Source organism: Clostridium felsineum DSM 794, assembly GCF_002006355.2.
In the GTDB taxonomy this organism is placed as follows: domain Bacteria; phylum Bacillota; class Clostridia; order Clostridiales; family Clostridiaceae; genus Clostridium_S; species Clostridium_S felsineum.
The window spans coordinates 1013430-1039773 of record NZ_CP096980.1; the positions used below are offsets into that span (position 1 = coordinate 1013430).

31 protein-coding genes and 2 riboswitches are annotated in these 26344 nt (G+C 30.0%); of the genes, 19 read left to right on the forward strand and 12 right to left on the reverse strand.

The features are described 5' to 3' along the window. The first annotated feature begins 78 nt into the window (after positions 1–78). From CLFE_RS04850 to CLFE_RS04865, 4 genes are all read left to right on the forward strand, one after another. A complete protein-coding gene (locus CLFE_RS04850; protein ID WP_077892467.1) occupies positions 79–2268 on the forward strand; it encodes a DNA topoisomerase III in 2190 nt (729 codons plus the stop codon). A 160-nt stretch (positions 2269–2428) separates the two neighbouring features. Further along, positions 2429–2929, forward strand: a complete 501-nt coding sequence (locus CLFE_RS04855; protein ID WP_077852337.1) for a nitroreductase family protein — start codon at positions 2429–2431, stop codon at positions 2927–2929. Between the two features lie 276 nt (positions 2930–3205). Then, the gene (locus CLFE_RS04860; RefSeq protein ID WP_077892553.1) at positions 3206–3592 is read left to right on the forward strand and encodes a cupin domain-containing protein; all 387 of its coding nucleotides are present in this window, start codon (positions 3206–3208) and stop codon (positions 3590–3592) included. A gap of 2 nt (positions 3593–3594) precedes the next feature. Next, on the forward strand, positions 3595–4569 hold the full coding sequence (locus tag CLFE_RS04865) for a D-2-hydroxyacid dehydrogenase (protein ID WP_077892468.1): 975 nt from the start codon (positions 3595–3597) through the stop codon (positions 4567–4569). A gap of 39 nt (positions 4570–4608) precedes the next feature. Here CLFE_RS04865 and CLFE_RS04870 read toward each other — a convergent pair whose 3' ends face one another. From CLFE_RS04870 to CLFE_RS04885, 4 genes are all read right to left on the reverse strand, one after another. Continuing rightward, positions 4609–5106 carry a C40 family peptidase gene (locus tag CLFE_RS04870; RefSeq protein ID WP_432706060.1) on the reverse strand — a complete coding sequence of 166 codons (498 nt, stop codon included), beginning with the start codon at positions 5104–5106 and terminating at the stop codon, positions 4609–4611. 150 nt (positions 5107–5256) lie between these two features. After that, a complete protein-coding gene (locus CLFE_RS04875) occupies positions 5257–6768 on the reverse strand; it encodes an NlpC/P60 family protein (RefSeq protein WP_077892470.1) in 1512 nt (503 codons plus the stop codon). A 194-nt stretch (positions 6769–6962) separates the two neighbouring features. Further along, positions 6963–7439: an S-ribosylhomocysteine lyase gene (locus CLFE_RS04880; RefSeq protein WP_077852341.1), complete on the reverse strand. Its 477-nt coding sequence runs from the start codon at positions 7437–7439 to the stop codon at positions 6963–6965. Positions 7440–7528: 89 nt separating this feature from the next. Continuing rightward, positions 7529–8425 carry a TraB/GumN family protein gene (locus CLFE_RS04885; protein WP_077892471.1) on the reverse strand — a complete coding sequence of 299 codons (897 nt, stop codon included), beginning with the start codon at positions 8423–8425 and terminating at the stop codon, positions 7529–7531. 159 nt (positions 8426–8584) lie between these two features. Between CLFE_RS04885 and CLFE_RS04890 the strand changes: the two genes are divergently transcribed. The 4 genes from CLFE_RS04890 to CLFE_RS04905 all read left to right on the forward strand — a co-directional run bounded on the left by CLFE_RS04890 (position 8585) and on the right by CLFE_RS04905 (position 11811). Next, a complete protein-coding gene (locus CLFE_RS04890; RefSeq protein ID WP_077892472.1) occupies positions 8585–9139 on the forward strand; it encodes a sigma-70 family RNA polymerase sigma factor in 555 nt (184 codons plus the stop codon). Positions 9140–9141: 2 nt separating this feature from the next. Continuing rightward, a complete protein-coding gene (locus CLFE_RS04895; protein WP_077892473.1) occupies positions 9142–9711 on the forward strand; it encodes a hypothetical protein in 570 nt (189 codons plus the stop codon). Positions 9712–9898: 187 nt separating this feature from the next. Continuing rightward, the gene (locus tag CLFE_RS04900) at positions 9899–10717 is read left to right on the forward strand and encodes a Cof-type HAD-IIB family hydrolase (RefSeq protein WP_077892474.1); all 819 of its coding nucleotides are present in this window, start codon (positions 9899–9901) and stop codon (positions 10715–10717) included. A gap of 80 nt (positions 10718–10797) precedes the next feature. Next, positions 10798–11811, forward strand: coding sequence for an LNS2 domain-containing protein (locus CLFE_RS04905; protein WP_077852345.1), 1014 nt, complete (start codon positions 10798–10800; stop codon positions 11809–11811). A gap of 75 nt (positions 11812–11886) precedes the next feature. Here the strand turns inward: CLFE_RS04905 and CLFE_RS04910 are convergent, their stop codons facing one another. Beyond that, complete coding sequence (locus CLFE_RS04910) at positions 11887–12810, reverse strand: 2-dehydropantoate 2-reductase (RefSeq protein ID WP_077892475.1); 924 nt, start codon at positions 12808–12810, stop codon at positions 11887–11889. Between the two features lie 108 nt (positions 12811–12918). Here CLFE_RS04910 and CLFE_RS04915 point away from each other — a divergent pair, with 108 nt between their 5' ends. Together CLFE_RS04915 and CLFE_RS04920 are read left to right on the forward strand one after the other, a co-directional pair. Then, positions 12919–13494 carry a CDP-alcohol phosphatidyltransferase family protein gene (locus CLFE_RS04915; RefSeq protein WP_139356080.1) on the forward strand — a complete coding sequence of 192 codons (576 nt, stop codon included), beginning with the start codon at positions 12919–12921 and terminating at the stop codon, positions 13492–13494. A gap of 69 nt (positions 13495–13563) precedes the next feature. Next, positions 13564–14034, forward strand: a complete 471-nt coding sequence (locus tag CLFE_RS04920; RefSeq protein ID WP_077892476.1) for a GNAT family N-acetyltransferase — start codon at positions 13564–13566, stop codon at positions 14032–14034. 56 nt (positions 14035–14090) lie between these two features. Here CLFE_RS04920 and CLFE_RS04925 read toward each other — a convergent pair whose 3' ends face one another. Beyond that, entirely contained in the window at positions 14091–14558 is a 468-nt protein-coding gene (locus tag CLFE_RS04925; RefSeq protein ID WP_077892477.1) for a hypothetical protein, read from the reverse strand. Positions 14559–14683: 125 nt separating this feature from the next. After that, positions 14684–15019: a winged helix-turn-helix transcriptional regulator gene (locus CLFE_RS04930; RefSeq protein ID WP_077892478.1), complete on the reverse strand. Its 336-nt coding sequence runs from the start codon at positions 15017–15019 to the stop codon at positions 14684–14686. 159 nt (positions 15020–15178) lie between these two features. On the opposite strand from CLFE_RS04930, the gene CLFE_RS04935 reads away from it, so the two are divergent. After that, a complete protein-coding gene (locus CLFE_RS04935; protein ID WP_077892479.1) occupies positions 15179–15988 on the forward strand; it encodes a nitroreductase family protein in 810 nt (269 codons plus the stop codon). A gap of 32 nt (positions 15989–16020) precedes the next feature. Here the strand turns inward: CLFE_RS04935 and thiT are convergent, their stop codons facing one another. The 4 genes from thiT to CLFE_RS04955 all read right to left on the reverse strand — a co-directional run bounded on the left by thiT (position 16021) and on the right by CLFE_RS04955 (position 19103). Continuing rightward, a complete protein-coding gene (thiT, locus tag CLFE_RS04940; protein WP_077850966.1) occupies positions 16021–16653 on the reverse strand; it encodes an energy-coupled thiamine transporter ThiT in 633 nt (210 codons plus the stop codon). Between the two features lie 99 nt (positions 16654–16752). After that, positions 16753–16854, reverse strand: a riboswitch (TPP riboswitch). A gap of 109 nt (positions 16855–16963) precedes the next feature. Beyond that, entirely contained in the window at positions 16964–17791 is an 828-nt protein-coding gene (gene folK / locus CLFE_RS04945; protein ID WP_077835305.1) for a 2-amino-4-hydroxy-6-hydroxymethyldihydropteridine diphosphokinase, read from the reverse strand. 7 nt (positions 17792–17798) lie between these two features. Next, the gene (gene folP / locus CLFE_RS04950; protein ID WP_077892480.1) at positions 17799–18605 is read right to left on the reverse strand and encodes a dihydropteroate synthase; all 807 of its coding nucleotides are present in this window, start codon (positions 18603–18605) and stop codon (positions 17799–17801) included. A gap of 12 nt (positions 18606–18617) precedes the next feature. Next, positions 18618–19103 carry an HD domain-containing protein gene (locus tag CLFE_RS04955; protein WP_077850967.1) on the reverse strand — a complete coding sequence of 162 codons (486 nt, stop codon included), beginning with the start codon at positions 19101–19103 and terminating at the stop codon, positions 18618–18620. A gap of 225 nt (positions 19104–19328) precedes the next feature. Beyond that, positions 19329–19436, forward strand: a riboswitch (TPP riboswitch). 101 nt (positions 19437–19537) lie between these two features. On the opposite strand from CLFE_RS04955, the gene thiS reads away from it, so the two are divergent. The 8 genes from thiS to CLFE_RS04995 all read left to right on the forward strand — a co-directional run bounded on the left by thiS (position 19538) and on the right by CLFE_RS04995 (position 25894). Further along, entirely contained in the window at positions 19538–19732 is a 195-nt protein-coding gene (thiS, locus tag CLFE_RS04960) for a sulfur carrier protein ThiS (protein ID WP_077892481.1), read from the forward strand. Between the two features lie 2 nt (positions 19733–19734). Continuing rightward, a complete protein-coding gene (gene thiF, locus CLFE_RS04965) occupies positions 19735–20535 on the forward strand; it encodes a sulfur carrier protein ThiS adenylyltransferase ThiF (protein ID WP_077835302.1) in 801 nt (266 codons plus the stop codon). Between the two features lie 18 nt (positions 20536–20553). After that, positions 20554–21321, forward strand: coding sequence for a thiazole synthase (locus CLFE_RS04970; RefSeq protein ID WP_077892482.1), 768 nt, complete (start codon positions 20554–20556; stop codon positions 21319–21321). Positions 21322–21333: 12 nt separating this feature from the next. After that, positions 21334–22440, forward strand: coding sequence for a 2-iminoacetate synthase ThiH (gene thiH / locus CLFE_RS04975; RefSeq protein WP_077892483.1), 1107 nt, complete (start codon positions 21334–21336; stop codon positions 22438–22440). After that, positions 22437–23018, forward strand: coding sequence for a thiamine phosphate synthase (locus CLFE_RS04980; RefSeq protein WP_077892484.1), 582 nt, complete (start codon positions 22437–22439; stop codon positions 23016–23018). Before thiH ends, CLFE_RS04980 begins: the two co-directional genes overlap by 4 nt. A gap of 113 nt (positions 23019–23131) precedes the next feature. Then, a complete protein-coding gene (locus CLFE_RS04985; RefSeq protein WP_077835298.1) occupies positions 23132–23899 on the forward strand; it encodes a DUF2971 domain-containing protein in 768 nt (255 codons plus the stop codon). 174 nt (positions 23900–24073) lie between these two features. Then, positions 24074–25054 carry a type I phosphomannose isomerase catalytic subunit gene (locus tag CLFE_RS04990; protein ID WP_077892485.1) on the forward strand — a complete coding sequence of 327 codons (981 nt, stop codon included), beginning with the start codon at positions 24074–24076 and terminating at the stop codon, positions 25052–25054. 21 nt (positions 25055–25075) lie between these two features. Continuing rightward, a complete protein-coding gene (locus CLFE_RS04995) occupies positions 25076–25894 on the forward strand; it encodes an alpha/beta hydrolase (RefSeq protein ID WP_077892486.1) in 819 nt (272 codons plus the stop codon). Between the two features lie 52 nt (positions 25895–25946). On the opposite strand, the gene panD is transcribed toward CLFE_RS04995, so the two are convergent. Beyond that, positions 25947–26330: an aspartate 1-decarboxylase gene (panD, locus tag CLFE_RS05000; protein ID WP_077835295.1), complete on the reverse strand. Its 384-nt coding sequence runs from the start codon at positions 26328–26330 to the stop codon at positions 25947–25949. Positions 26331–26344: the final 14 nt, after the last annotated feature.

Consider the following 26344-nt stretch of genomic DNA (forward strand, 5'->3'; position numbering starts at 1 on the left):
ATTTCTGCCTTTTAACGTAAATTCACTAAAGCTTTATTTTATGATACAATTAATCATTGAAAAGGAGTTGACTGTAAAATGGGAAAAATACTCGTCTTGGCAGAAAAACCTAGTGTTGCAAGAGATCTTGCGAAGGTTCTAAAAGCAAATATTAATAAGAAAACTCATTTAGAAGGAAATAAATATGTAGTTATATGGGCGCTTGGACATTTAGTTTCTTTAGCTGATCCTGAGAGCTATGGTGAAAAATATAAAAAGTGGAGTATGGATACACTACCAATGCTTCCTAAGTATATGAAATTAAGTGTTCTTAAAAATACATCAAAACATTTCTATGATATTAAAAAGGTCATGGAAAGAAAGGATTTAGATGAGCTTGTAATAGCAACAGATGCAGGACGTGAGGGAGAGCTTGTTGCAAGATGGATAATCGAAATGGCTAAATGGAAAAAGCCAATAAAGCGTTTATGGATATCCTCTCAAACAGAAAGAGCAGTAAAAGAAGGTTTTCAGCATTTAAAGGATGGCCGCGAGTACGAAAATTTATATAAGTCTGCAAAATGTCGATCAGAGGCTGATTGGTTTGTTGGATTAAATGTTACACGTGCATTAACTTGTAAATACAATGCACAATTATCAGCAGGTAGAGTTCAAACACCTACACTTTATATGATAGTTGAAAGAGAAGAAGAAATAAGAAAGTTCAAGCCTAAGGATTATTATACTATAGAAGGAAAGGTAAAAAACTTTTCTATGAATTGGCATGATAGAAGAGGAGACTTTAAAATCTTTGATAAAGAAAAAGCTGAGAGTGTAGCAGCAAAATTAAAGGGGAGAAAAGGAAAAATAGTAGAGGTAAGTGAAAGTAATAAGAAAAAATATTCTCCTGCACTATATGATTTAACAGAGCTTCAAAGAGATGCAAATAGATTTTTTGGATTTTCAGCAAAAGAAACTTTATCAATAATGCAAAGACTTTATGAAAATCATAAGCTTTTAACTTATCCTAGAACGGATTCAAGATATATTCCTCATGATGTTGTAGCAACACTTAAAGATAGATTAAAAGCAATATCCATAGGAAAGTATTCAAAATTTGCAGCAGAAATATTAAAAAGCAAAATAAATGTACACAAAGGTTTTGTAGACGATTCTAAGGTAACAGATCATTATGCCATAATTCCAACAGAAGAAAAGCCAGCACTAGGAGCTTTAAGCAATGAGGAATTTAAAATATATGATTTGGTTGTAAAGAGATTTTTAAGTATAATGCTTCCAGCTTTTGAGTATCTTCAAACAACAATTAAAGTAGAAGTAGAGAATGAGATATTTATAGCAAAAGGTAAGGTTGTTAAGAAAAAGGGCTGGAAAGAGGTCTATGATAAAACAGAAGATTTTGAGGAAAAAAGTGAATTAAAGGAGCAGACTCTTCCTTCAGTTAATAATGGAGATGATATTACCTTTAGTGAGATTGTAATAAAGAAAGGTCAAACTAAGCCACCTTCAAGATTTACAGAAGCAACACTTTTATCAGCTATGGAAAATCCTCAAAAGTATGTAAGTATGGATAAAACTTCAGCTAAAACACTTGGAGAAACTGGAGGGCTTGGTACTGTTGCAACAAGAGCAGATATAATAGAAAAGCTATATAAGACTTTTTATATAGAAAAGAAGGGGAATGAAATAGTACCTACCTCAAAAGGAAAACAGTTAGTTAATTTAGTACCTTCTGATTTGAAATCTCCACTATTAACTGCAAAGTGGGAAGGACAGCTTGATGCTATAAGTAAGGGCAAATTAAATGGTTTAAGCTTTGTAAATGAGATTAAAGGTTATGCATCTAAGCTTGTAGACGATGTAAAAGGTAGTAAGGATACCTTTAAATATGATAATTTGACAGGAACAAAATGTCCAGAGTGTGGAAAATACATGCTTCAGGTAAATGGTAAAAGAGGAAGAATGCTTGTATGTCAGGATAGAGAGTGTGGACATAGAGAAAACTCAGCCATGTTCACAAATGTAAGATGTCCTGAATGCCATAAAAAGCTAGAGCTTAGGGGAGAAGGAGCGGGAAGAATATATGTATGTCCAAATTGCAGCTTTAGAGAAAAATACGCTTCCTTCCAAAATAGATTTAAAGGTGATAATAAGAAAGTAAATAAAAGAGAAGTATCAAACTACATGAAAAAAATGAAAAAGGAAGCGGAGGATTTTAATAATAATCCATTCGCAGCACTGCTAGGAAATATAAAGTTAGATGACAAATAGATTATTTGGAGTTTGAATTTATTTATTAAAGACAGGAGTTAGATGTAAACAGACTCCTGTTTTTTTATATGCTTTTAAAGAATATTAGGAAAATATTACAATATAAGAAGGGGATATAAAAACTAAAACAGAATTAAATATAAGAAGGGAGTGTTAGAATATGAGTATAATATTAAAAAGGAGAAGTATAAGAAAGTATAAAGGTATTAAAGTTGGTAATGAAATAGTAGATGAGCTTTTAAAAGCTGGTATGGCTGCACCATCAGCAGGAAATGAACAGCCATGGGAGTTTATGGTTTTGCGAGATAAAGATACTATGGAAAAGATAACAGAAGTGCATGCATATTCAAAAATGTTATTAAGTGCAGACGTTGCAATTGTAGTTTGTGGAGATATTGACAAAGAAAAAGTTAAAGGCTTTTGGGTACAAGACTGTTCGGCTGCAACAGAAAATATATTATTAGCTGCTGAAGAAAAAGGTTTAGGAGCTGTATGGTTGGGAGTATATCCAATGGAGGATAGAGTTAGTGGTATAAGGAAGTTATTAAATTTACCAAGTAATATAATACCGTTGTCAATAATATCCATAGGATATCCAGATGAGAATAAAGAGGCATCGAATAGATATAATACATCGAGAGTACATTATGATAAATGGTAAAATGTTAGAATATAAAAAAGAGAGCATAAATTAAAATTGTTTTTGTTTTTGAATTAGTATAATAAAATTTTTAATGAAATATGTGGTGTTTTGCACGCAATATTAGTTTATGCAAAATATCGCATATTTTTTTAGAAAAATAATTCTATGAAAGGTGATATATTCATACTTAGAATATTGGATAAAGTTAGTTTGGCTAAATTATGTGAAGAAAATAGAAATTGATGTACATATAAAAAATACGTATAATAAGAGGCAAGAAGGATGTGTGTATTTATGAATAATTTAAAAGTATATACAAAAGATGACTCTATATCAGTGAAAAAGGAAAATGGTACTGAGGTTGATTATTTTATATTTGATGAATACGAAATACATTTAAATAAAATTCCACCACACTCAATTCAAGAATATCATAAACATAGAGCTATTGATGAAGCAGTAATAGTTGTAAGTGGGAAAATAGTTTTAAAGTGGATAGAAGAAGGTAAAGAATATTCAAGAACATTAACTAAAGGTATGATAGTACGGATGGGTAAGGCCATACACACTATTCAAAATGAAAGTAATAGTTTTGCTGAGTTTAATGTTCTTAGAACGGTACCAACAGGAAAAAATAATAGAGAAATTATAAAGAATGATAAAGTTTTAGGGAGGGGTTAAAATTGAAAATAGTAGTTTTGGATGGATATACCTTAAATCCTGGTGATATGTCCTGGAGAGAATTTGAAGAGATAGGTGACTTAACTGTTTACGACAGAACTGATTATACTGGAAAAAAAGAAGACAAAATAATTGAAAGAGCTAAAGATGCTGAAGCTATTTTAACTAATAAGACTATATTGACTAACGAGGTTCTTCATAAGCTTCCTAAATTAAAATACATAGGTGTACTAGCTACCGGATATAACGTAGTGGATTTAGAGTTTGCAAAGGAAAATGGAATTATAGTAACAAATATTCCTGCATACAGTACCCAATCGGTAGTTCAGATGTCTATGGCACTTTTACTCGAAGTATGTGGCCATGTTGGAGAACATAATATATCAGTAAAAAAAGGAGAATGGCAAAACTGTGATGATTTTACATATTTAAAATATCCTATGATCGAACTTTACGGAAAAACTATAGGACTTATTGGGTATGGAAGTATAGGTAAATCTATGCAAAGGGCAGCAGAAGCTTTAGGAATGAAAGTTATTGTAAATACTCCTCATCCGGATAAAAAACTTGAAAGTGAGACTATGAAATTTGTAAGTTTAGAGGATCTATTTAAAGAAGCAGATATAGTTTCGCTTCATTGTCCCTTGAAAGAAGAAAATAAAGAGATGATAAATAAAGATAGCATAAAGAAAATGAAAGAAAAAGTTATTATAATAAACACTGCAAGGGGTGGACTTATAAATGAAGAGGATTTATACACAGCATTAAAGACAGGAAAAGTATATGCAGCAGCAGTTGACGTGGTTTCTACTGAACCGATAAATAAAAATAATCCACTTTTAAAGGCTAAAAATTGTATAATAACACCACACATTGCGTGGGCTACAAGTGAAGCAAGAAGGAGACTTATAAGCATAGCTGTGCATAATTTAAAGCAATATGTGAATGGATTTCCAGTTAATGTTGTTAATAAATAGAAAAAAGTTGTTCACATAAAATTTGTGAACAACTTTTTTCTATTTAAAAATTCTTTTAGCTATGGAATATGATCTGACCGAAGTAAGACGTACATTTGTTCCTGGATGAGTAGCTTCAACCATTTGCCCATTTCCAACATAAATAGCTACATGATATGGGCTAGATGTTGGACCGAAAAATAATAGGTCTCCTGGTTGAAGCTCATCAGTTACTGTAGTACCTACGTAAATTTGTTCATAAGTAGTACGTGGAAGAGGTACTCCAAAGTGAGCATAACAATACTGTACTAAGCCTGAACAATCAAAGCCACTAGGAGAAGAACCACCCCATACACATGGAACACCTATAAAAGTTTCTGCATAAGCTGATAAGTCTTCTCCTTGTGAAGAAGTAGAAACCTTATAAGTATTAAGACTAGAAACAGCAGACTTTTTTGTAGTATTTAATTTACTAGCTTGTACATTATATGTGAATAAAGTTGTACCAATAAAAATTATAGAACCTGATAATAATAAGGTTGTAAAATTCTTTTTCAATATATTCATCTCCTCTGTTAGTATATTGTAGCAATATATTTAAAAAAGTAAATAATTAAAATAAAAGGATGAAAGTTGAAATTGCGAAACACTTAAATCAAGTTAATAAATACAAAAGTTGTCCACAAATTTTGTGGACAACTTTTCGTATTAATTAAAAATTCTTTTAGCTATTGAATATGATCTAACATCAGTAAGACGTACGTTTAATCCTGTACGAGGGGCTTCAACCATTTGACCATTTCCAGCATAAATAGCCACATGATATGGACTAGAGGCCGAACCAAAGAATAATAAGTCTCCTGGTTGTAAATCTGTTACAGTAGTACCATAGTTAACTTGGTCATAAGTAGTACGTGGAAGAGATACTCCAAAGTGAGCATAACAATACTGTACTAAACCTGAACAATCAAAGCCGCTAGGAGAAGTGCCACCCCATACATATGGAACACCTATGAAAGTTTCAGCATAAGCTACTAACTCTTTACCCTTTAATGAGACAGGGGAAGTAGCATTAGATAAGAATACATGAATTCTAGAGGCAGTATTTCCATAGTCGTAAAAGGCAGCAATATCAGCTTTTTTATCACCATTAAAATCACCAGCTACAACTCTTCCAGTAATTTTATTTGCATCATAGCCAGTGGTATTCCACCAGCCGTTAGCACCGGTATAAGTGAAGGAATCTCCAGTAGATTTAAATACATGGATTCTAGTTTCAGAATTACCGTAGTCATACATAGCAGCAATATCAGACTTACCATCACCATCAAAGTCACCAGCTACAAGCTTTCCAGTAACTCTATTTGCATCATACCCAGTAGAGTTCCACCAACCATAGCCACCGGCGTAAGTAAAGGAACTTCCTGTAGATGTAAACACATGTATTCTACTTTCAGAATTACCGTAGTCATACATGGCAGCAATGTCAGTTTTACCATCACCGTTAAAATCACCAGCTACAACTCGTCCTTTAATTCTATTAGAATCGTATCCAGTACTATTCCACCAACCATTACAATCAGTATAACTAAAGGAACTTCCTGTAGAAGTGAAAACATGAATTCTGGTTTCAGAATTACCATAGTCATAGAAAGTAGCAATATCAGCTTTACCATCACCATTAAAATCACCAGCGACAGCAGCTGTAATTCTACCTGCATCATATCCACTAGGAGTGCTCCACCAACCATTGCAATCAGTATAACTAAAGGAATTTCCAGTAGAAATAAATACATGAATTCTAGTAGCTCCACCGCCATAATTGTATATTACAGCAATGTCGTCTTTACCATCACCATTAAAGTCACCAGCGACAACATCTGCAATTCGGCTAGTATCGTAACCGTTATCAGTCTTCCACCAACCATATGCACTAGCATAATCAAAAGAGCTTCCGTTAGATGTAAATACATGAATTCTTGAAGCACCATTACCATAGTCATAGAAAGTAGCAACGTCAGTTTTACCATCACCATTGAAATCACCACTAACCATACGGCTGCTAACATGATTTAAGTCGTAGCCACTGTCAGTTTGCCACCAACCATATGCACTAGGGTATGTAAAAGAATCGTCAGCTTGTACACTGTGTCCCCATAAAATTGTACCTAAAAAGATTATAGAACATAATAAAAATAGATTATTAAAAAGTTTTTTCAATATATTTCCCTCCTTTAGGAATATATTGTAACATGTTTTGAAAAAAAAGTAAATAATTCAATTAATAAATAAATAAAGGTAAAAAATATATTAAATAAATTAAATAACCATTATGTGAATAAATGTAATATATAAAAATAAAGCACAAGACTGATAGTAAGACATCAATCTTGTGTTTTAGTGGTTTCAATCATTTAAGCTGGATAATTTAATCTATCTTCAGTTATGTTATCAAGTAAACTCAAGAATTTTTTTCCTAAATAGTTTGCCATAGTAAGGTTCATGTCAAGGTAATTGCCACAATCACGTGCTGCAGCACCTGGAACTTCTCCCTTGAAGTCGGCAATAAATTTATATAGTTCTTTAAGTAAAGGTACGATATCTTTTGATAGATAATCTCCTTGTAGAATTAAATAAAAACCTGTTCTACATCCCATTGGTCCAAAATATACTGTTTTTGCCGAATAGTCCTTGTGATTTCTTAAAAAAGTTGCAGCTAAATGTTCAATAGTATGCATTTCAGCTGTATTCATAACTGGTTCGTCATTAGGACTTGTCATACGTATATCAAAAGTAGTTAAAACCACATCTCCAAATTTGTCTTTTCTTGAAACATAAACTCCAGGTTTAAGTGTTAAATGGTTAACAGTAAAACTTGCGATTTTTTCCATTTAAATACCTCCTATAAAATTAATAAAGCTTAATATTTATAATACTACATTTTATTAATAATTGAAACTTTGGAAGTAAAAAGCTTTTATTAAAGTCTTGTGACTACAAAACCATCCTTTTTTAACATTTTTACAAGTCCATCAGGTCCAAGTACATGTCCAGTTCCAACAACTATAAAATATTTTTTGCCTGAAGCTATATAATTCTCTATTTTATTACACATTTTTATATTTCTTTGTAGTATTAAGGAATTGTAATAATCTCGAACGGCTTTATTATTTGAGTTCTTTCCAAGGTCAGTTTTTTCAAAATTTGATACGTCACCATTTAAAATTGCAGTATATTCAGCATCAAAGGCCTTTTTAGCATCATCAGGATAAGGCATATTTTCAAGTTGATAATTTTGATAAGCATCACCACCAGCATTTAATGCATTAGCTTGAGTTTTAGCATCTTCTAAAGCAACAATTTCTTTGTTATTTTCTTTAGCTCTTTTTAGAAAATAATAGTCAAAACCATAACTAGTTGTATTATCAGATAATAGTTCATTATCAAGAATAGTAGCGTATAAGTAACCTAGAGTATCATTTCTATAGGTATCAAGCTTTAAATTTAACTTTTGCATGATTGGTTCAATATGGTTCTTAGCAGCAGGAGTTATGTGGTTGTATAAATTGTCACCTTTTGGGTAAGTTACGTCTTTTACGAATTTATACATTGTGCTAGTGTCTGTAATATCTGATTCTACAACTAATGCAGTGGATTCTGTATAGGCATTTTCAATAGCTTTAGAAAATTTAAATGGCTCATTTTTTCCAATATGGATTGTACCACCTAGATATAAATAGTTTCCATCCTTTTCTACCTTGTAGAATATACCTTTTGCTTTTGGTTTAGTGTATTTTTTTATATTGTATACAGCAACTAAGCTTGCAGGAATTAGAAATAGTATTAAAAAGATAATTAGCTTTTTATGTTTTTTCATTTTATAAAGCCTCCAATAAAATTTAGTGTTTATAATATATTACTCGCTTATAAATGCTTTTTTAGCAAATTGTTGTAAAAATATTTATAATTGGATTATGACAAAAATATTTCTTGTTAATGGTATATATAGTAAAGGCTTATATTTTGAGGTGAGAAGATGGATGAGAAGGATGAAAAGATAGTCGATGGTATATTGAAGAGGGATGTAAATTCTTTTAATAAATTAATAGATAGATATGGAAGCATAATTCACAATGTGGTTAGGGCAGTATTAAATGAAAGTCATGAAACCACAAGTGTGGAAGAGTGCATAGATGACATATTGATGTGCCTTTGGAGAAATATGGACTGTTTTTCAAAGGAAAAAGGAAATTTAAAGTGCTGGATAATTGTGATTTCTAAAAATAAAGCTCTAACCTATAAGAAAAAATTGAAAAAGTTTAGAAACAATATTGATATAGATGATTTAAAGGTAAATTCTTTAGTAGATATTGAAGATAATTATTTGAAAAAAGAAAATAAAAAATCAATACTAGAGCTTTTAAATAATTTAAGTATAAAAGATAAGGAAATCTTTGTGAAAAGATATATAAAAGATTGTTCAATTGGGCAAATAGCTATTGATATGGGGTTAACGTCAATTTCAGTTTATAATCGCTTGAGTAGAGGAAGAAAAAAGTTAAAGCAAATATTAAAAGGAAGGGAGTTGTAAACATGGAGGATAGAGAAAAACTAATTAGTTATAACGATGTTTTTATAAGCCAAGAAGAAATAAAAAAATATGAAAATGAAAAAATTAATGATGCTGTGCTTTTAAAAATGAAAACTAATATGAAGAGGCTATATAAAAGAGCTAATATGGAAGAAGCTTTTGAAAAGGTTGAAGACCAATTTGAAAAAGATGAAAAGGTGAAGTATGTATTTTGGGCAGAAACCTATGGAGTTAGACTGGCACAGGGAATGGGATATGGATATGCATCTATATCATCTATATGGACTTCATGGCCTACTAAAACAGCAATAATTCTTACAGATAAAAGTATTTCAGTAATAGAAGCAAATGATTCATATTTAGCACTTAAAATAAAGCATTATAATTTTAAAGATATAGATTATATAGAGAATAAAAATGTGAATAAGGGATTTGATTTATTAACAATAAAACCTTTGTTAGGTCAAGATATAAAATTAGAAATGCGCCATAGTGAAAAACATCTTAAATTTATAGAAGTTATTAAAGAGAATAAATTAGATATGAGGATAAAAAAAAATAGCGAGAAATAATAAAGATAAAATTGCATATGGAATTTCAATAATATTAGCAATATTAATTTGGATATTACTATTGTGGATGGTTATTTATAGAAATCTACCTGGGCTTGAGACAAGATTTAAATAATTTAAACTATTGTTTTTAATTTTTACTGATATAATTAAAATTGTAATTAAAAAGTTTTGAAGGGTGATATATTTGAACAAAAGATTTGAAGGATGGCTTTTAATATCGGATATGGATGATACTTTAATTGATAGTGACAGAAGAATATCAGACAAAAATATAGAGGCAATAAAAAAATTTCAGAGTTTAGGTGGGAGATTTACTATAGCTACAGGGAGAACAATGGAGTCGGCATATAGATATATAAGAGATCTTCCTGTTGATTTACCTGTAATACTTTATAATGGAGCTAAAATATATGATTTTCAAAATGAAAAAACTGTGTTTGAAATAGAATTAGAAGATAGAGTGAAGGAAATAGTAAAAAAAATAAAAGAGTATAATCCTTCATTTGGTATTGAGATATACAGTAATGAAAATACTTATATTTATAGTTCTTGTAGGTTTACAGAAAGATTTAAAAAGAGAGGATACGAAGTTTTTTATGAAATTCCAGAAACACTTTGGAAAGAAAACTGGACGAAAGTTCTTGTTTTGGCAGAAGAGGAAGATGAAGATTATTTAGAAGAAAATTTTGAAAATCTTTTTGGAAAAATAAATTTAGTAAGAAGCGGAGAAAATTATTTAGAAATACTTCCAGATAATCTATCAAAAGGGGCTGCATTAAAAAATCTTTGTAACCTTAAAAATATAGATATTAATAAGGTGATTTCAGTAGGTGACAATATGAATGATTATGAACTTATAAAATCGGCGGGATACGGCTTTTGTGTATCAAATGGTAATAAGAAACTTATAAGTATGTGTAGTAATATATGTCCATCAAATGATGAAAATCCTATTGAATATATTGTTAATCTTGCTATGAATAATTTTGAAAAATTGAAGTAAAGATGATAAAAAGTATTTTAATGTAATAAAATCCCCTTTATAATAGAAATATATATTTTATTATAAAGGGGAGAAAATTTATGAATAAAAAAATCAAAATTATAAATATTACTATTATATTATTAAGTATATTTATGTTTTTTAGTGGTAAGGCTGTATTGGCTTCAAGTTATAATTTAAATACTAATTCAATTAGCTATTTTGATTTTAAGAATGGAGAATTTACAAGACCTAATCCTACTGGCTTTCTAAATTGGGTAAATAGCCAAGTTATAACTAAGCATAATCCACATCACAATGGCTATGATGAAGTTTATACATCGGGAGAACCTCAAATAGTGGAAGGGGATTTTATGTATGGGGATTTAAGAGTTAAGTTAAAGAATGAATGGGTATCAATTTATGAATACTCTCTTGATTCTAAATCACCAGTGTGGACAAATATAGGAAGAGTAAAAACTGATTCTAAGGGACATATACAATATAATATACCTGATAATATGAAATTATCTGTGGGTACACATTTAATTAAACTTTACGTTGAAGGTGATGGAACAGAAGCGGATATGTATCTTCAAATTTTAGATGGAGCTAAAAAATATGTTGTTTTTGATATGGATGGAACTTTAACAACAAGTGATTTTGAAGATGTAAAGCAATATGCTGGTGAGTTTTTTAATTCAAGCTATAAAGCAGAAATGTATCCAGATGCAAATAATGTGGTTAAATATTATGCATCGAAAGGCTATGGAATATTATATTTAACAGCAAGACCATATTGGCTATCTGAGGAAAGTCAAAGTTGGCTTTGCACCGAAAATTTCCCTATGGGATTAGTTCATACTTCATCTGGAGGAGATTTAGTTCTTGGAGAAGCTGCTGCTACCTTTAAGGAAAATTATTTAAATAGTCTTAAAAGTAAAGGTATAGAATTTGACTATGGTTTTGGAAATGCAGGAACAGATGTGGAAGCTTATTCAAGTGTGGGAATTTCTAAAAATAACATCTTCACCATAGGTAAAAATAGAGGAATAAATGGTTCAGTTCCGATAGTAAGCTATACAGATTATTTAAAACAGTTAACAGGAAATTAGAAATATATAATAAAAAACTTAAGCTGTACAAGCCATTGAATATTAATTTGTAGAACTTAAGTTTTTATTTGTTACTTAATGTTTATATAAGCCTTCTATAGAATGAATAATGTGGATTATACAATCATTATAAGGCGTAGGAATTTTGTAAGCTTTTCCTAAAGTAGAAACAGCTCCGTTGATATGGTCTATTTCGGTAAGCCTTTTATTTAAAACATCCTGATTCATCGAAGTTATTGCATTTCTTAAGTCTTTATTAATGTATTTTTCTACTCTAGTAATTACTTCATTTTTGTCGAAGTGAGTTCCATCAATAATTGCAACATCAACAGCTTCAGATAAAATATTCCTTACAATCTCAAAAGCATGTTTGTTTTCACCAAGATAGCCTATTTTACAATTTAGAATTGCAGTTATAGCGTTAAGAGCCATATTAATGAATAATTTATTCCAGATAATTTCTTGAATGTTCTCATAAACTACTGTTTTTAAATTGCAGGCTTCAAATAATTTTTTTGTATTTTCAAGTACGGTATTATTATAAGCAACCATACCTATATTTGTTATTCCATTTTGGTTATGAGATATTTTGTTATTCTCTAAAATAGAGCAGCTGTGTTCAGTTGTGCCAATTAGTATGTTTTCTTTTTTTATGAATTTTTCTAAATCCCTATCGTTTCCAGCACCATTTTGCAGAGAAATTGCAAGTGTAGAATCATTAAATAAGTTTAAGTTACTTTTTAAGGCAGATAAGGTGTAAAGATTTTTAACAAATAAAATAACCAAATCCATAGTACATAAGCTTGATGAATTAGTAAATGCAGGAATTTTAAAAACTTCTGTTTTATCGCTTTCTTTTTCATAAATTAATATACCATCGTTGTTTATAGAATTGACAGTTTTTTCATTAACATCAATCATATAAACATCATTGTTACGTGAGAGATAAGCACCATAGAGTCCGCCCATAGCCCCAGCACCTATTACTGCAATTTTCAATAGTATCCACTCCCTTGTCTATTATATAGATTAATTTTAATATATTAAGATAGATAAGTAAATAAAAGTATATTTTAAAGAACAAGAGTAGAATTGGAAGGTGATTTTGTGAATAGAGTTATTAAAATCGTACCTAATAGTTTAACTTTATTTAGAATAATAATGGCATTTATATTTATGTATTTTATAATAATGCATTTTCAATATAATAATCTAGGAATTGAAGAGATAATAATTGTTTTCTTGGCTATCTGTTTTTCGGATTTATTAGATGGTAAAATTGCAAGAAAGATGGAGGTAACCTCAGAGATAGGAGCAAAACTAGATGTAGTTGCCGACTTATTATATATAGTAACATCATATATTACATTAATAGTGTTTAAAATTATGCCTATTTGGTTTTTATTATTTGTATTTTTTAAATTTCTTGAATTTATAATTACATCAAAGTTGATAAGGGGTTTAAATAATTCTGATAATTTTTTTATTTTTGATCCAATTGGAAGAGTTGTTTCTGCAATATTTTTTATAATTCCTGGCATGTTTTGTGTTTCAATGTTTGTAGATGCATATATTATAAAAAGATTCGTAAATTATTTTTTGTATGTAGTAATGGTATTTGGATTTTTCTCATCATATTTAAGAATAAAAAATGTATATATGATAATTAAAAAAAGAATTTGATTTTTTATCCGTATAACCTCCTTGTAATTGATAAATTCTATAATATAAGAATAGGTGGAGGAAAAAATTATGATTATAAGAAAAATAGAGAGAAAAGATATTAATCAGCTTGAAAACCTTATTAATAGTTGTATGAGAGAATTTAAAGGAGATAAAGTAGGGTGTACGGATGTAAATTTTGATTTTAGCATATTTTATAGTGAAGAGAAAAATAAAAAATCAAATTATTGGGTTGTAGAGGAAGACGAAAATTTGGTAGCAGGCTGTGGCATTAAGCCTTTAAGTAATAATGGAGATATATGTGAGCTTTATAGCATGTATTTACTTAAAGAGGTAAGGCAAAGTAGGATTGATAAAATTTTATTAGAAATAGCCTTAGATTTTGCTGGAAGATATTATAGAAAGTGTTATGTTAAAACTTTTTCAAATATGATAGCTGTTAATGAATTTTATAAGAAAAATGGATTTATTTCTTTGAAAAAGCCAATTTTTGAAAAAAGCAATAATGAAAATGATGCGTGGTACATAAAAGAACTTTAATTGAACATATCGTTAACAAAAAACAATCTGCAAAATGTGCAGATTGTTTTTTTACTTTATTGATTATTTGTTGTAGTATTCTTCTCTAGATTAAAACTTCCACGTAAAGTCTGCCATACTGTATTTGCTTGATCTTGCGTTATTATTCCATTTTGAACTAAGCTATTTAGTGGATTGAAATTTTGTCTATTGTTGTTTTTATTATTATTTTGGACATTATCACCAGAGTTATTAGGCTTATTTGCACCACTATCGTTAGATTTATTGCCAGCTCTTCTATGTCCCTTTCCAATATGGTTAGTTAAAGTAGTTAAGATTTTATCAGATTGAGCTTGAGTTATAGTGCTTTTAGTAACAAGTTCTTTAAGCTTTGATTGATATTGTGCTTTAATTTGAGTGGTATCTACTTTTTTTGTAGTTGTGTTATTTGAGTTTTGGGTAGCATTATTACTTCCACATCCAACCAACAAGGATAAGGATAAAGTTGAGGTTATGAAAAGCGCAACTATTTTTTTTATGTTCATTTAAAAATCCTCCTAAAGTGAATATAGGAATTATTATATATTTTATTTCTTAACTCTCCATAACAATTTTATAAAGAAAAGCTGTAGTAGGTATAAAAAATTGATAAAACATCTAGAGTATATTATTAAATTTTTGGATTGTTTTCAACATAGTTAAGAGCCCATGTGCAAAGACCCTTTAAAACAGGAAGAAGACTTTGTCCAGAATTAGTAAGAGAATATTCAACCTTAGGTGGTACAGATGGATAAACAGATCTATGTATTAGTCCGGTTTCTTCTAAAGCTCTAAGTTGTTGAGTAAGCATTTTATGGGTGATTTTAGGTAATTTCTTTTTTAACTGACCAAATCTTAAAGTTTCTTTTCCCAAGTACCAAAGAATAAGAGTCTTCCATTTTCCACCTATGATTTCCATGGTAAGTTCCATAGAACAATTATATTCTATATTATTATATTTAATCATTATTATCCTCCTGAAATTTAAATTATGTAGTATACAAATGGGTACTATAGCACTTTAATGTGCGTACTTGTTAAATTAGCAATTAATGCCTACTATTATAACGTAAGCAATTTGTTTATACAAGCAAGTATATGAGTATACAAGAGAGGATGAAGTATAATGGAACTTATTAAGTTACAAAAGTCAAAATGTAAAAAGTGTGGAATTTGTATAGAGGTATGTCCATCAATAGTTTTAGGTATGGGAGAAGAAGGACCGGAAGAATTAGAAGGAACAAACTGTATAGGATGTGGACAATGTGTGGCAGTATGTCCTAATAAAGCTATTGATAATGTTAGAACACCTCTTTTAAGGCAGCAAGAATTAAAACAATTTCCTGTAATAGACGAAAACAAAGCCGAAATGTTTTTAAGATCACGTAGATCAATTAGATGCTATAAAAATATTCCTGTAGAGAAAGAAAAGTTAATGAAGTTAATTAATATTGCTCATTTTGCTCCCACAGCAAGTAATAGTCAGAATATATCATACGTTATAGTTACAGATAAAAAAATACTTAAAAAAGCTACTGAAGTTGTTATAAACTGGATGGAAGATAAAATAGATACACCTACTATGCACTGGAGCTTTCCTAAACATATTAAGGATTATAGGGAACAAGGAATAGATAAAATACTAAGAAATGCTCCTACATTAGTTTTAGCAACTGCGCCTAAAGGATTCAAAAATGGGCGAGAAAATACTATTTTTTCTTTTTCTTATATGGAGTTATTTGCAACTACTTTAGGCTTAGGAAGTTGCTTTGCGGGTCTTTTTGAAATGTGTGTATTTGATAAATATGAGCCTCTTATGGAGTTATTTAATATTTCAGAAGATAGTGTAATAACAGGAGCTGTAATGGTAGGCTATCCCAAATATAAATATAAGAGGGTAGTGGATAGAAATCCATTAGAAGTAAGCTATGTTTAAAATAAGGTGCTGAAAATTAAAAGCACCTTATTCTAAATATTTAAATTGGCAATTTTATATAAACGTTTAAAGGGAATTATAGCTATAATCACAAGACAAATTACACAGTCGATAGATAAAAATGAAGCATTATATATTATAGAATAAATAAGTGGAGATTGGCCTTTTGGTGCACTACTAGCGAAGAAAACAACACCAGAAACAACATGAAATAAAAGCCTTATAAATACAGCAGCAATTGTTCCAATTAGTCTTTTGTTTTTAAAATAACCAGCAAACCCAAGTGCCATATAAGGGAGAGGGTAATCAAAGAGTACTTGAACTGGGTGGAGTATATATGGGTCGATCATAAGATCAATTATTCCAAATAAAAATCCAGTTAAAAATCCAACTTCAGGACCATAAAAAAAAGCGATTAGTAGTATTGGCACCATACTTCCTAAGGTAATGTTTCCTCCTTGTGGAAGTTTATATATTTTAAAGAAGCTTAGAACTGTCGCAAGGGCAAGTACAACACCTATTTGAGTTATTAATTTTGTAGAGAATTTGATTTTTCTAATTCTCAATAGAACAATTATTATAATTAAAACTCCTATAAGTGCAGCAATAGCGGATGGACTTTGTGATATTGTTTTAATACTTTTTGAAAATGAAAAATTGTCCATAATAAGACCTCCAAGATTAATATGTGCTTAAAGTTACCCAAAAAATAAAAAACTGTAATTAATAGTAGAAAAGTTCAACTATAAATTACAGTAAATAATTCTGAATTTACATTGCTTCCCTACGCTGGTATTATCCAGATCAGGTTAAGGGTTAACATGGTATAATTGTTTCTCAGCCCAAGGGCACCCCTAGCACACGTTTTTATTTATAAAATTTATTGGATATTAATGAATCCTGTAGTTATTATAGTACATACATGGAAAAAAGTAAATCTTGATAAAATTAAATTTTCAAGATTTACTTTTAGTTTTATAGTACTTGTACTTTAGATAAATTATTTTTTATATTTATTATTCTATCATTTAAGACTGGATGGACTAAATTAGGATTTATATCACATAGTGGAGTTAAAACAAAAAGTCGCTCTGTCATTCTAGGATGAGGTAAGGTTATGTGAGGATCATCTGTAATTAGATTATCATAAAGTAAAACATCTAAATCAATGGTTCGTGGTCCCCAGTGTACTGTTCTTTTTCGTTTTAAGGTTTCTTCAATTCTTAGAAAAAAGTCCACTAGTTCGTTTGGTGACATTAAGGTTTTTATTTCAGCAGCACAGTTTAAAAAATTATCTTGATTTAAATAACCAACAGGTCTTGTTATATAGAAATTAGAAACTTCAGTTAAAACGCATTGGAAATTTTTTTCTATAAGTGCAAGGGCTTCTTTTAAATTTTCTTCTTTATTTCCAATATTAGAACCAAGACCTATATAAGCTGTATGCCAACTTCTTTCGATTTCTACAGAAATACATTTCACATGTTTTTTTACAGGAGCCCAAGGTTTTTTTAGGATTACCTTAACGGCTTTAACTAAATTGTAGTTTAGCAAAATAAACTCTGCTATTTTTTCAGCAGCAGTTTCTATTAAATCGAAACTTTGTTTTGTAAATTCTTCTTCTATATTATCTAATAGTTCAGCGTAATTTACGGTATCATTTAAAGCTTTTGATATCCCTGATTTTCTTAAATCTAAATCTAAGTATAGGGATAATAAAAATTTTTGTCCAAGTGTTTTTTCTTCTTCCAACACACCATGATACGCAAATACTTCAAAATCTTCTATAGTTATTTTGTCCAAAGTTTGCTCATCTCCTTAATATGGCATCTGCTACAGTACAGGCTCTTTTATTTTCAAGAACATCATGAACTCTAATAAAATCACAGCCTTTAGTAACTCCGATAACTGAAGTTGCAGCTGTACCTTCAACTCTTTCGTTTGGTGGCAAATTTAAAATATTACCTATCATAGATTTTCTAGAAGTACCTAGAAGCATAGGAAAATTTAAAATTTTAAGTTTTTCTAAATTATTCATTAAAGATAAATTCTGCTCAAAGCTTTTAGCAAAACCTATTCCAGGATCTATCATTATATTTTCTTTTTTTACACCTGCGTCTAGTGCTATATTAATGCTTTCTTTTAAATCGTTAATGACATCTTCAAGAAAATCAATATAATTTAAGTCTTGTCTATTATGCATTAGACAGCATGGAACATCATATTTTGCAGCAACCTTAGCTATATATGAATCCTTTTTAAAACCCCATACATCATTAACAAGATGAGCACCAGCTTTTAAGGCAGCCTCAGCTACTTCACCTTTATAAGTATCTATTGAAAGGGGAATATCAAACTCATGAACTAAAGCTTCTATTATTGGAATAACTCTGTCTAATTCTTCGTTTTTATCAACAGGTGAATGATTTGGTCTTGTTGATTCACCACCAATATCGATTATGTCTGCACCATCTTCTATAAGTTTAGCAGCATGTTTTAGGGCATTATCTAAATTGTTGAATTTTCCTCCATCAGAGAAGGAGTCAGGTGTTACATTTAAAATTCCCATTATATAGGTCCTTTTACCTATTAAAAAATCTTTGTTACCTATTCTCATTTTGATTACTCCTTAATATTTTATGCTTGAATTTTTTTTATGGTAACTCCAATTACATTCTGCGTAAGCAGAACAATTAAAGCAATTTCTTGAAAGTTTATCACTTCTATAAAGTATAGAGCTTAAATGCGAAATTGAATTTACTTTTCCATGATTTTTAATAGCTTCAATTATAAGTTCAATTTCTAAAGAATTAAAGTTGCAATCTTTTAAGATATCTATTGAAAGGTTTGCACTTGCAGTAGAATGAGGAATGCCGCTTTCATATTGTTGCCATCTACCTATATCGTGAAGGAGGGCAGAGGCATAAATTATATCCTTTTTTATGTCTAGCTTTTCTTCAAGAACAATTATGTACGAGATTCTTGCAACATCAAGAAAATGTTCTAAGGTATGAGAACAAAATTTTCGACCCTTTTCATATTTTAGGGTTTTGGATAAATAATTTTTAAAATTTCTATGATTTAATATTAAATTTATTCTATCAAGTTTTTCCATAAACACTCCTAATGAAAATATTTATACAATATTATATCATTAAAAAATATTTCTTAAAAATAATATTATTAAATTTTTAAAACATAAATTATGTGGAGTAAGTATTATATATCTATATCCATTGCATGGTTTTCTATACATTTTAAGTAATGAAAATTTAAAATAGCTTCAATAAAAATTTGCATTTTTTGTTTTGTTATGCTAAATTAAAAATATAAAAACTAAATATTGTTACTGGGGAGCCTGTAGACAGGCTGAGAGTGGAATGTGATTCCAGACCCTCATAACCTGATTTGGATAATGCCAACGTAGGGAGATAATATCATCAGATCTTATTACATATAATTCTGCGCAGAAGTTTATATGTTTTAATTGAAAGTTATGAGGGAAGCAATTTTGCTTCTCTTTTTTATTTATATAAAAGAGGTGATTTAATGGTAGTAAACGGAAAAGACATGGAACTTTATGAGGAAACAACAGTTTATGAACTTTTAAAAAAATTGAACATAGAAAGTAATAAAGTAGTTGTGGAAGTGGACTTAGAAATAGTTGATAAAAATGAATACAAACGAAAAAAACTCTCAAGTGACTCTAAAGTAGAAATAATTAGATTTGTTGGAGGAGGCTAAAAATGAGAGTATATGTAAATGAAAGACCCCGAGAGGTTGGAATTAATACTACACTAATGGAGCTTAAAGAAGAAATAAAAAGTGATGCAGATGTTGTTATTTATAATGGTTTTATTATGAAAGAAAATGTAGTGTTAAAAAAAGAAGATAACATCGTTTTTATAAAAAAAGGTGAGATACCTAAAAAAGAAGATATGGAAGCACAGCTTGTGGCAAGACATACACCTAAGGTGCATACAAGGGTAAAGGAGGCATTTGTTGGTATAGCTGGTCTTGGAGGATTAGGATCAAATGTTGCTGTGAGCCTTGCCAGAATAGGTATAGGTAGGTTATTACTTGTGGATTTTGATGTGGTTGAACCAAGTAACTTAAATAGACAGCATTATTTTATAAAACATATAGGTATGAAAAAAACAGAGGCACTTAAACAAATAATAAGTGAGTGTAATCCATTTGTAAAAGTGGACACAATAGATGCTTTTATAAGTGAAGAAAATGTAGAAGAGATTTTTAAGGCTGTTGATATAGTTGTAGAAGCTTTTGATAATCCAATATGTAAGTCAGAGCTTGTAAATAGTGTTCTTACCAAAATGAAGGACAAAAAAATAGTTGGGGCTTCTGGTATGGCAGGATATTTTACTAGTAATAGCATAGTAACAAAAAAAATAAATGAAAATTTTTATCTTGTAGGTGATGGAGAAAATGAGGCAAAAGTGGGTTTAGGACTTATGGCACCAAGGGTTTCTATAGCAGCTAATCATGAGGCAAATGCAGTACTTAGAATAATAATGGAAGATAAATAAAATTTAGGAGGAATTAAAGTGGACGAATTGCAAATAGGTTCAGTTAAATTAGAAAATAGACTTTTTGTTGGGACAGGTAAATTAAGTTCTAATGAATTAATACCACAAATTATGAATAAGTCAAAATCAAAGGTTATTACGGTAGCGCTTAGAAGAGTTGATATAACATCTCAGAATGATAATATACTTAATTTTATAGGCGAAGATTTAATACTTCTTCCAAATACGTCAGGGGCTAGAAATGCTGAAGAAGCTATAAGACTAGCTAAAATAGCTAAAGCGGCTGGTTGTGGAAATTGGGTTAAGATAGAAGTTATATCAGATAATAAATATTTATTGCCAGATAATTATGAAACTATAAAGGCTACTGAAGCTTTAGTAAAAGAAGGCTTTACTGTGCTTCCATATATAAATCCAGATCTAATGGATGCGAGAAGACTTGTAAATGTTGGAGCAGCAGCTGTTATGCCACTAGGAGCTCCAATTGGAAGTAATAGGGGACTTAGGACTAAAGAAATGCTTAAAATTTTAATAGAAGAAATAAATGAAGTGCCTGTAGTTGTAGATGCAGGAATAGGAAAACCTTCTGATGCGGCATTAGCTATGGAAATGGGAGCTGACGCAGTGCTTGTAAATACAGCTATAGCAACAGCAGAAGATCCAGTAGATATGGCAGAAGCATTTTCGCTTGCAGTTAGAGCAGGTAGAATGGCATATAGAGCAAAGCTTGGAGCAGAAAGAGAATATGCATCAGCATCATCTCCACTTACAGGATTTTTACGATAGGAAGTGAATAAAATGAGTTTTTATGAAAAATTACAGGAATATAGGGATTTTGATTTTGAAAGCTTTTTTTCAAAAGTAACAAAGGAAGATATAGAAAAAATATTACACAAAGATATTATTCATGAAAAAGATTTTTTGAAACTGCTATCACCTGCAGCAGAAAACTATTTAGAGGTTATGGCACAAAAGGCTAGAGAAATATCACTTAAAAATTTTGGAAAAACGGTAGTGTTATATACGCCTATATATATTGCAAATTTTTGTGTTAATGGTTGTGCTTATTGTGGATATAATGTAAAAAATAAAATAAAAAGAAAACAGCTTACCATGGAGGAAATAGAAAAAGAAGCTAAAGCTATATATGAAACAGGTATGAGGAATATAATAGTTCTTACAGGTGAATCAAAGGTTCAAACCCCTGTTTCCTATATAAGAGATGCAATAAAGCTACTTAAGAAATATTTTAGTTCAATATGTATAGAAATATATCCACTTGAAGTTGATGAATACAAAGAGTTGGTAGAGGCAGGCGCAGATAGTTTGACTATTTATCAGGAAACTTATAATGAAGAAAAATATTCAAAGGTACATTTAAGTGGACCAAAAAAGAATTTTAAATTTAGACTCGATGCACCAGAAAGAGTTTGCAAGGCAGGTATTCATTCTATAGGAGCAGGAGCACTTTTAGGTCTTTATAAATGGAGACAAGAAGCATTTTTTACAGGATTACATGCTATGTATATACAAGAAAAGTTTCCAAGCGTTGAAATTTCTATGTCAGCTCCAAGAATAAGGCCACATGCAGGAAGTTTTAATGATGTATATGATGTAAATGATAAAAATATTGTACAGGTAATCTTAGCTTATAAAATGTTTTTGCCAAGAGCAGGGACTAATATAACCACACGAGAACCAGCAAGTTTTAGAGATAGTCTAATTCCAATGGGAGTTACAAAAATGTCAGCGGGGGTTTCCACAGAAGTTGGAGGACATAGTATAAAGGATAAGGGAGAAGGACAATTTGATACAAATGATAAAAGAAGCGTAGCTGAGGTTTATAATAAAATAAAAGAATTAGGATACAATCCTGTATTCAAGGATTTTGAAAATGCATTATGATTTATGTAGTTACTAATAGAAAATTAATTTTACATGATAATTTATTTGGATGTATTGAAAAGGCACTAGATTATGGCACTAAAAATATAATTTTAAGAGAAAAGGATTTAAGTTATGAAGAATTATATAAGGTTGCCAGTAAAATGAAAGATATTACTGATAGGTATGAGGCTAATTTAATTGTAAATGGAAACTTAAGAGTAGCGGAAGAAATAAAAGCATATGCATACCAGTCAAGATTCATAGATTTTATTCAAAAAGGTGGAAGTAAAATTATAAAAAATGGAGTATCCATTCATAGTATAGAGGAAGCTAAAAGAGCAGAGGAAAATGGGGCGGACTACATTCTTGTGGGAAATATATATGAAACAGAATGTAAAAAGGGACTTAAAGGAAAAGGAACGGAGTTTTTAAGGCATATAGCAAGGGAGATAACTATACCTGAAATTGCCATTGGGGGTATTAGTGAAAAAAATATAGTAGAAGTAATGAATTCAGGTGCTAAGGGAGCTGCAATTATGTCTTCTGCTATGAAAGATCCCGCTGTAGTTAAAAGACTTATCAAAAAAATTATATAAAATAAAAGATTTCACATGCTATAAATATATAAACGTGTGAAATCTTTTATTTTATAATATCTTATTAAAATGGAAAGAATAAAGCTTATACTATTTTAAGGAGATTATGTAAAATGGAATGGATAGATGAATTTATTAAGCTACTTTTTGATGGCAGAAAAGACGAAGCTTATAAATTAAAGTATAGAAATTTTCCTAAAAAGTTATATAAGTATGAAATCATTGACGAAAACAGACTTAGTGCACTTAAAGATAATAAAATATGGTTCGCAAATCCGGATAAATTTAATGATCCTTTTGATTCATGTGGAGTTTTTTTTGATAAAGCTGTACTCTCAAATTATACTAATAAAGTCAGTATAGAAGACTATATTAATGGACTTAGAAACAATATAAAAATATGTTGCTTTTCAGAAGAGCTTAATAGTATGCCGATGTGGGCACATTATGCAAACAATCATACTGGAATTTGCATACAATATAATTTCTTTGATTTAAACTATATGAATAAATTTTCAAAGTATATAATTCCAATAAGGTATGAAACTGAAAAATACGATATTACAAAGTTTTTAGAAAGGGTGTTTAAGGATGATGGAGAAGATAGAATGTACCTACTTTTTTTTCTTATGCAAATAAAGCATGTAAGCTGGAGTTATGAAAAAGAATGGAGAATAATATTAAAAGCACATAAGGATAAGAACTCAGGTATTATTTGTCCTATAAAGCCTGAAGGAATATACTTAGGATTAAATTGCAGTGAAGAAAATAAAGAAAAAATTAAAAATATTACAAAGGAGTATATTCATTGTCCAGTATATGAAGTGGAAAAGAAAGAGGGAAAGTTATTCGAATTTAATAACAAGGATATATCTACTTAGATAAAGTTAAGCATAAAATATTTATAGACTAATTTTACTATGTTACAATTTTGTGTTAAAATAATAACTAAAAGTAGGGAAAGATATTTTAGTATAAAGGAGGGTGGAGCTGCTTTTACATTAAACGTTATAACATTATAACTTATACTAAATGTTTATGCAGCGAATATAAATATGTATCCATTAAAATTTAAACATTTATATTATGAAAAAATTTGGGGTGGAAGAGATTTAGAAAAGTTTAGGAAGGATTTACCTGAAGGCAGTATTGGGGAAAGTTGGGACGTAGCTTGTCATAAAAATGGAACAAGTGTAATTTCTAATGGTGAATTTAAGGGTAAAAGACTTGATGATTTAATAAAAGAAAAAGAGAGTGAAGTTATAGGTACAAAAATAAAAAAAGAATGGTTTCCTCTTCTTATAAAGCTTATAAATGCTAAAAGTGATCTTTCTGTTCAAGTACATCCAAATGATGAATATGCAAAAAAAATAGAGAATGATATGGGTAAAACAGAGGTTTGGTATGTAATTGATGCAGAAGATGGGGCGGCATTAGTAGTAGGAACTACAGAAAATTGTACTAAAGAATTACTTAAAGAAGGCATAGAAACAGGAAAGCTTGATAAATACATGAATAAAATACATGTAAAAAAAGGAGACGTGTGTCTTGTAAGAAGTGGTATGATACATGCTATAGGAGGGGGAGTTACAGTAGCGGAAATACAGCAAAATAGCGATACAACCTATAGAGTATATGATTATAATAGAGGCAGGGAGCTTCATGTGAAAAAAGCACTTGATGTTATAGATTTAAACCTTAAAGGGAAAAAAAGTAAGGGAGTAAAAGTAATACGATATGGTTATGAAAAAACTTATTTTTGCCTTGGAAGAGATTTTTCGCTTGAAATTTATGATGTTTCAGATAAGGTTAGCGAAACAAGCGATGAAGAGAGATTTTATATTTTAACGTGCGTTGATGGCTTTGGAGAAATATCATATAAAGAAGGAAAAGAAAAAATAGAATTTGGAGAGAGTGTACTAATTCCAGCATCACTTGGTGAATATACGATAGAAGGAAAAATTAAATTTATTAAAAGCTATGTACCTGATGTAAATAAAGTGGAACGTGAAATATTAGAAGAGATAAGTTATTAATTTTTTTTGGGGGAGTTTTAAGTGATAAATAGGGTTATTGATATATGGAACGGACTTTCTTATGAGGGCTGCGATAAGAGTTTTAGACCAACGATGGAAACTTATATTTTAGATGGAGATAAAAAAAGAGTAGCAATTTTAATTTTACCAGGTGGAGGATATAATCATACATCACCTAGAGAGGGAGAACCTATAGCTGTAAACTATAATGCAGCTGGATTTAGTGCATTTGTTCTTCACTATAGTGTTTATCCTAATAGATATCCAAAGCCAATGCTTGATGCAGCAAGAGCAATCACTATAATAAGGGAAAATGCAGATAAGTGGAATATAGATAAAGAAAAAATAGTTGTTTGTGGATTTTCAGCAGGAGGACATTTGGCAGGAATGTTAGGAACTAAATGGTTTAAAGATGAATTGTTCAATAAAGAAGGAATAAGAAAAGAATTTTTAAAACCAAATGCACTTATACTATCCTATCCAGTAATAACCTCAGGAGAATTTGCACACAGAGAATCCTTTAACTGCTTACTAGGAGAAAATCCAGATAAAAAGTTACTCTACGAAGTATCAGTAGAAAAACAGGTATCAGAAAAAACGCCAACTACTTTTATTTGGCATACTTTTAATGATAAGGTAGTGCCAGTTCAAAATTCTATGTTATTTGTAGATCAGCTTTCTAAACTTCAAATTTCTTTTGAACTACATATTTATCCAGATGGAAAACATGGAATGTCACTTGGAACTAAAGAAACAGATGCAGGAGGAAATATAAATCCTCATTTAGCTTCTTGGTTTAATTTAAGTGTAGAGTGGGTTAGAAGTATATTTGGGGAGTAAAAATAGTCTACTATGAAACCTTAAGGTGTTCATAGTAGACTATTTTTATTATTTATTCAATTGTTCCATGCTTCTCATATTCTGTAACCTTTGATATGGTATTATCATCATTTACAAATACAACTTTTGGTCTGTATTCTGAAGCTTCAGCAGGTGTTAAAGTGCAGTAACACATTATTATTACTTTATCACCAGCTTGGGCACATCTAGCAGCAGCCCCATTAAGGCATATCATTCCGCTTCCACGTTCTCCAGCTATTACGTAAGTTTCAAATCGCATACCATTATTTATATTTGCTATTTCTACTTTTTCGTATTCAAGTATGTTAGCATTATCCATAAGATCTCTATCTATTGTTATACTTCCAACATAATTTAATTCAGCTTGAACAACTGTTGCTCTATGAATTTTAGATTTTAACATATTTAATTGCATTTTATTCCTCCAGA

What these genes read in the sequence shown, in the direction of transcription:
- CLFE_RS04850 (WP_077892467.1), top strand. Translation starts at nt 79, where the DNA reads ATGGGAAAAATACTCGTCTTGGCAGAAAAACCTAGTGTTGCAAGAGAT.
- CLFE_RS04855 (WP_077852337.1), top strand. Translation starts at nt 2,429, where the DNA reads ATGAGTATAATATTAAAAAGGAGAAGTATAAGAAAGTATAAAGGTATT.
- CLFE_RS04860 (WP_077892553.1), top strand. Translation starts at nt 3,206, where the DNA reads ATGAATAATTTAAAAGTATATACAAAAGATGACTCTATATCAGTGAAA.
- CLFE_RS04880 (WP_077852341.1), bottom strand. Translation starts at nt 7,439, where the DNA reads ATGGAAAAAATCGCAAGTTTTACTGTTAACCATTTAACACTTAAACCT.
- CLFE_RS04885 (WP_077892471.1), bottom strand. Translation starts at nt 8,425, where the DNA reads ATGAAAAAACATAAAAAGCTAATTATCTTTTTAATACTATTTCTAATT.
- CLFE_RS04890 (WP_077892472.1), top strand. Translation starts at nt 8,585, where the DNA reads ATGGATGAGAAGGATGAAAAGATAGTCGATGGTATATTGAAGAGGGAT.
- CLFE_RS04895 (WP_077892473.1), top strand. Translation starts at nt 9,142, where the DNA reads ATGGAGGATAGAGAAAAACTAATTAGTTATAACGATGTTTTTATAAGC.
- CLFE_RS04905 (WP_077852345.1), top strand. Translation starts at nt 10,798, where the DNA reads ATGAATAAAAAAATCAAAATTATAAATATTACTATTATATTATTAAGT.
- CLFE_RS04920 (WP_077892476.1), top strand. Translation starts at nt 13,564, where the DNA reads ATGATTATAAGAAAAATAGAGAGAAAAGATATTAATCAGCTTGAAAAC.
- CLFE_RS04925 (WP_077892477.1), bottom strand. Translation starts at nt 14,558, where the DNA reads ATGAACATAAAAAAAATAGTTGCGCTTTTCATAACCTCAACTTTATCC.
- CLFE_RS04930 (WP_077892478.1), bottom strand. Translation starts at nt 15,019, where the DNA reads ATGATTAAATATAATAATATAGAATATAATTGTTCTATGGAACTTACC.
- CLFE_RS04935 (WP_077892479.1), top strand. Translation starts at nt 15,179, where the DNA reads ATGGAACTTATTAAGTTACAAAAGTCAAAATGTAAAAAGTGTGGAATT.
- thiT (WP_077850966.1), bottom strand. Translation starts at nt 16,653, where the DNA reads ATGGACAATTTTTCATTTTCAAAAAGTATTAAAACAATATCACAAAGT.
- folP (WP_077892480.1), bottom strand. Translation starts at nt 18,605, where the DNA reads ATGAGAATAGGTAACAAAGATTTTTTAATAGGTAAAAGGACCTATATA.
- CLFE_RS04955 (WP_077850967.1), bottom strand. Translation starts at nt 19,103, where the DNA reads ATGGAAAAACTTGATAGAATAAATTTAATATTAAATCATAGAAATTTT.
- thiS (WP_077892481.1), top strand. Translation starts at nt 19,538, where the DNA reads ATGGTAGTAAACGGAAAAGACATGGAACTTTATGAGGAAACAACAGTT.
- thiF (WP_077835302.1), top strand. Translation starts at nt 19,735, where the DNA reads ATGAGAGTATATGTAAATGAAAGACCCCGAGAGGTTGGAATTAATACT.
- thiH (WP_077892483.1), top strand. Translation starts at nt 21,334, where the DNA reads ATGAGTTTTTATGAAAAATTACAGGAATATAGGGATTTTGATTTTGAA.
- CLFE_RS04980 (WP_077892484.1), top strand. Translation starts at nt 22,437, where the DNA reads ATGATTTATGTAGTTACTAATAGAAAATTAATTTTACATGATAATTTA.
- CLFE_RS04985 (WP_077835298.1), top strand. Translation starts at nt 23,132, where the DNA reads ATGGAATGGATAGATGAATTTATTAAGCTACTTTTTGATGGCAGAAAA.
- CLFE_RS04990 (WP_077892485.1), top strand. Translation starts at nt 24,074, where the DNA reads ATGTATCCATTAAAATTTAAACATTTATATTATGAAAAAATTTGGGGT.
- panD (WP_077835295.1), bottom strand. Translation starts at nt 26,330, where the DNA reads ATGCAATTAAATATGTTAAAATCTAAAATTCATAGAGCAACAGTTGTT.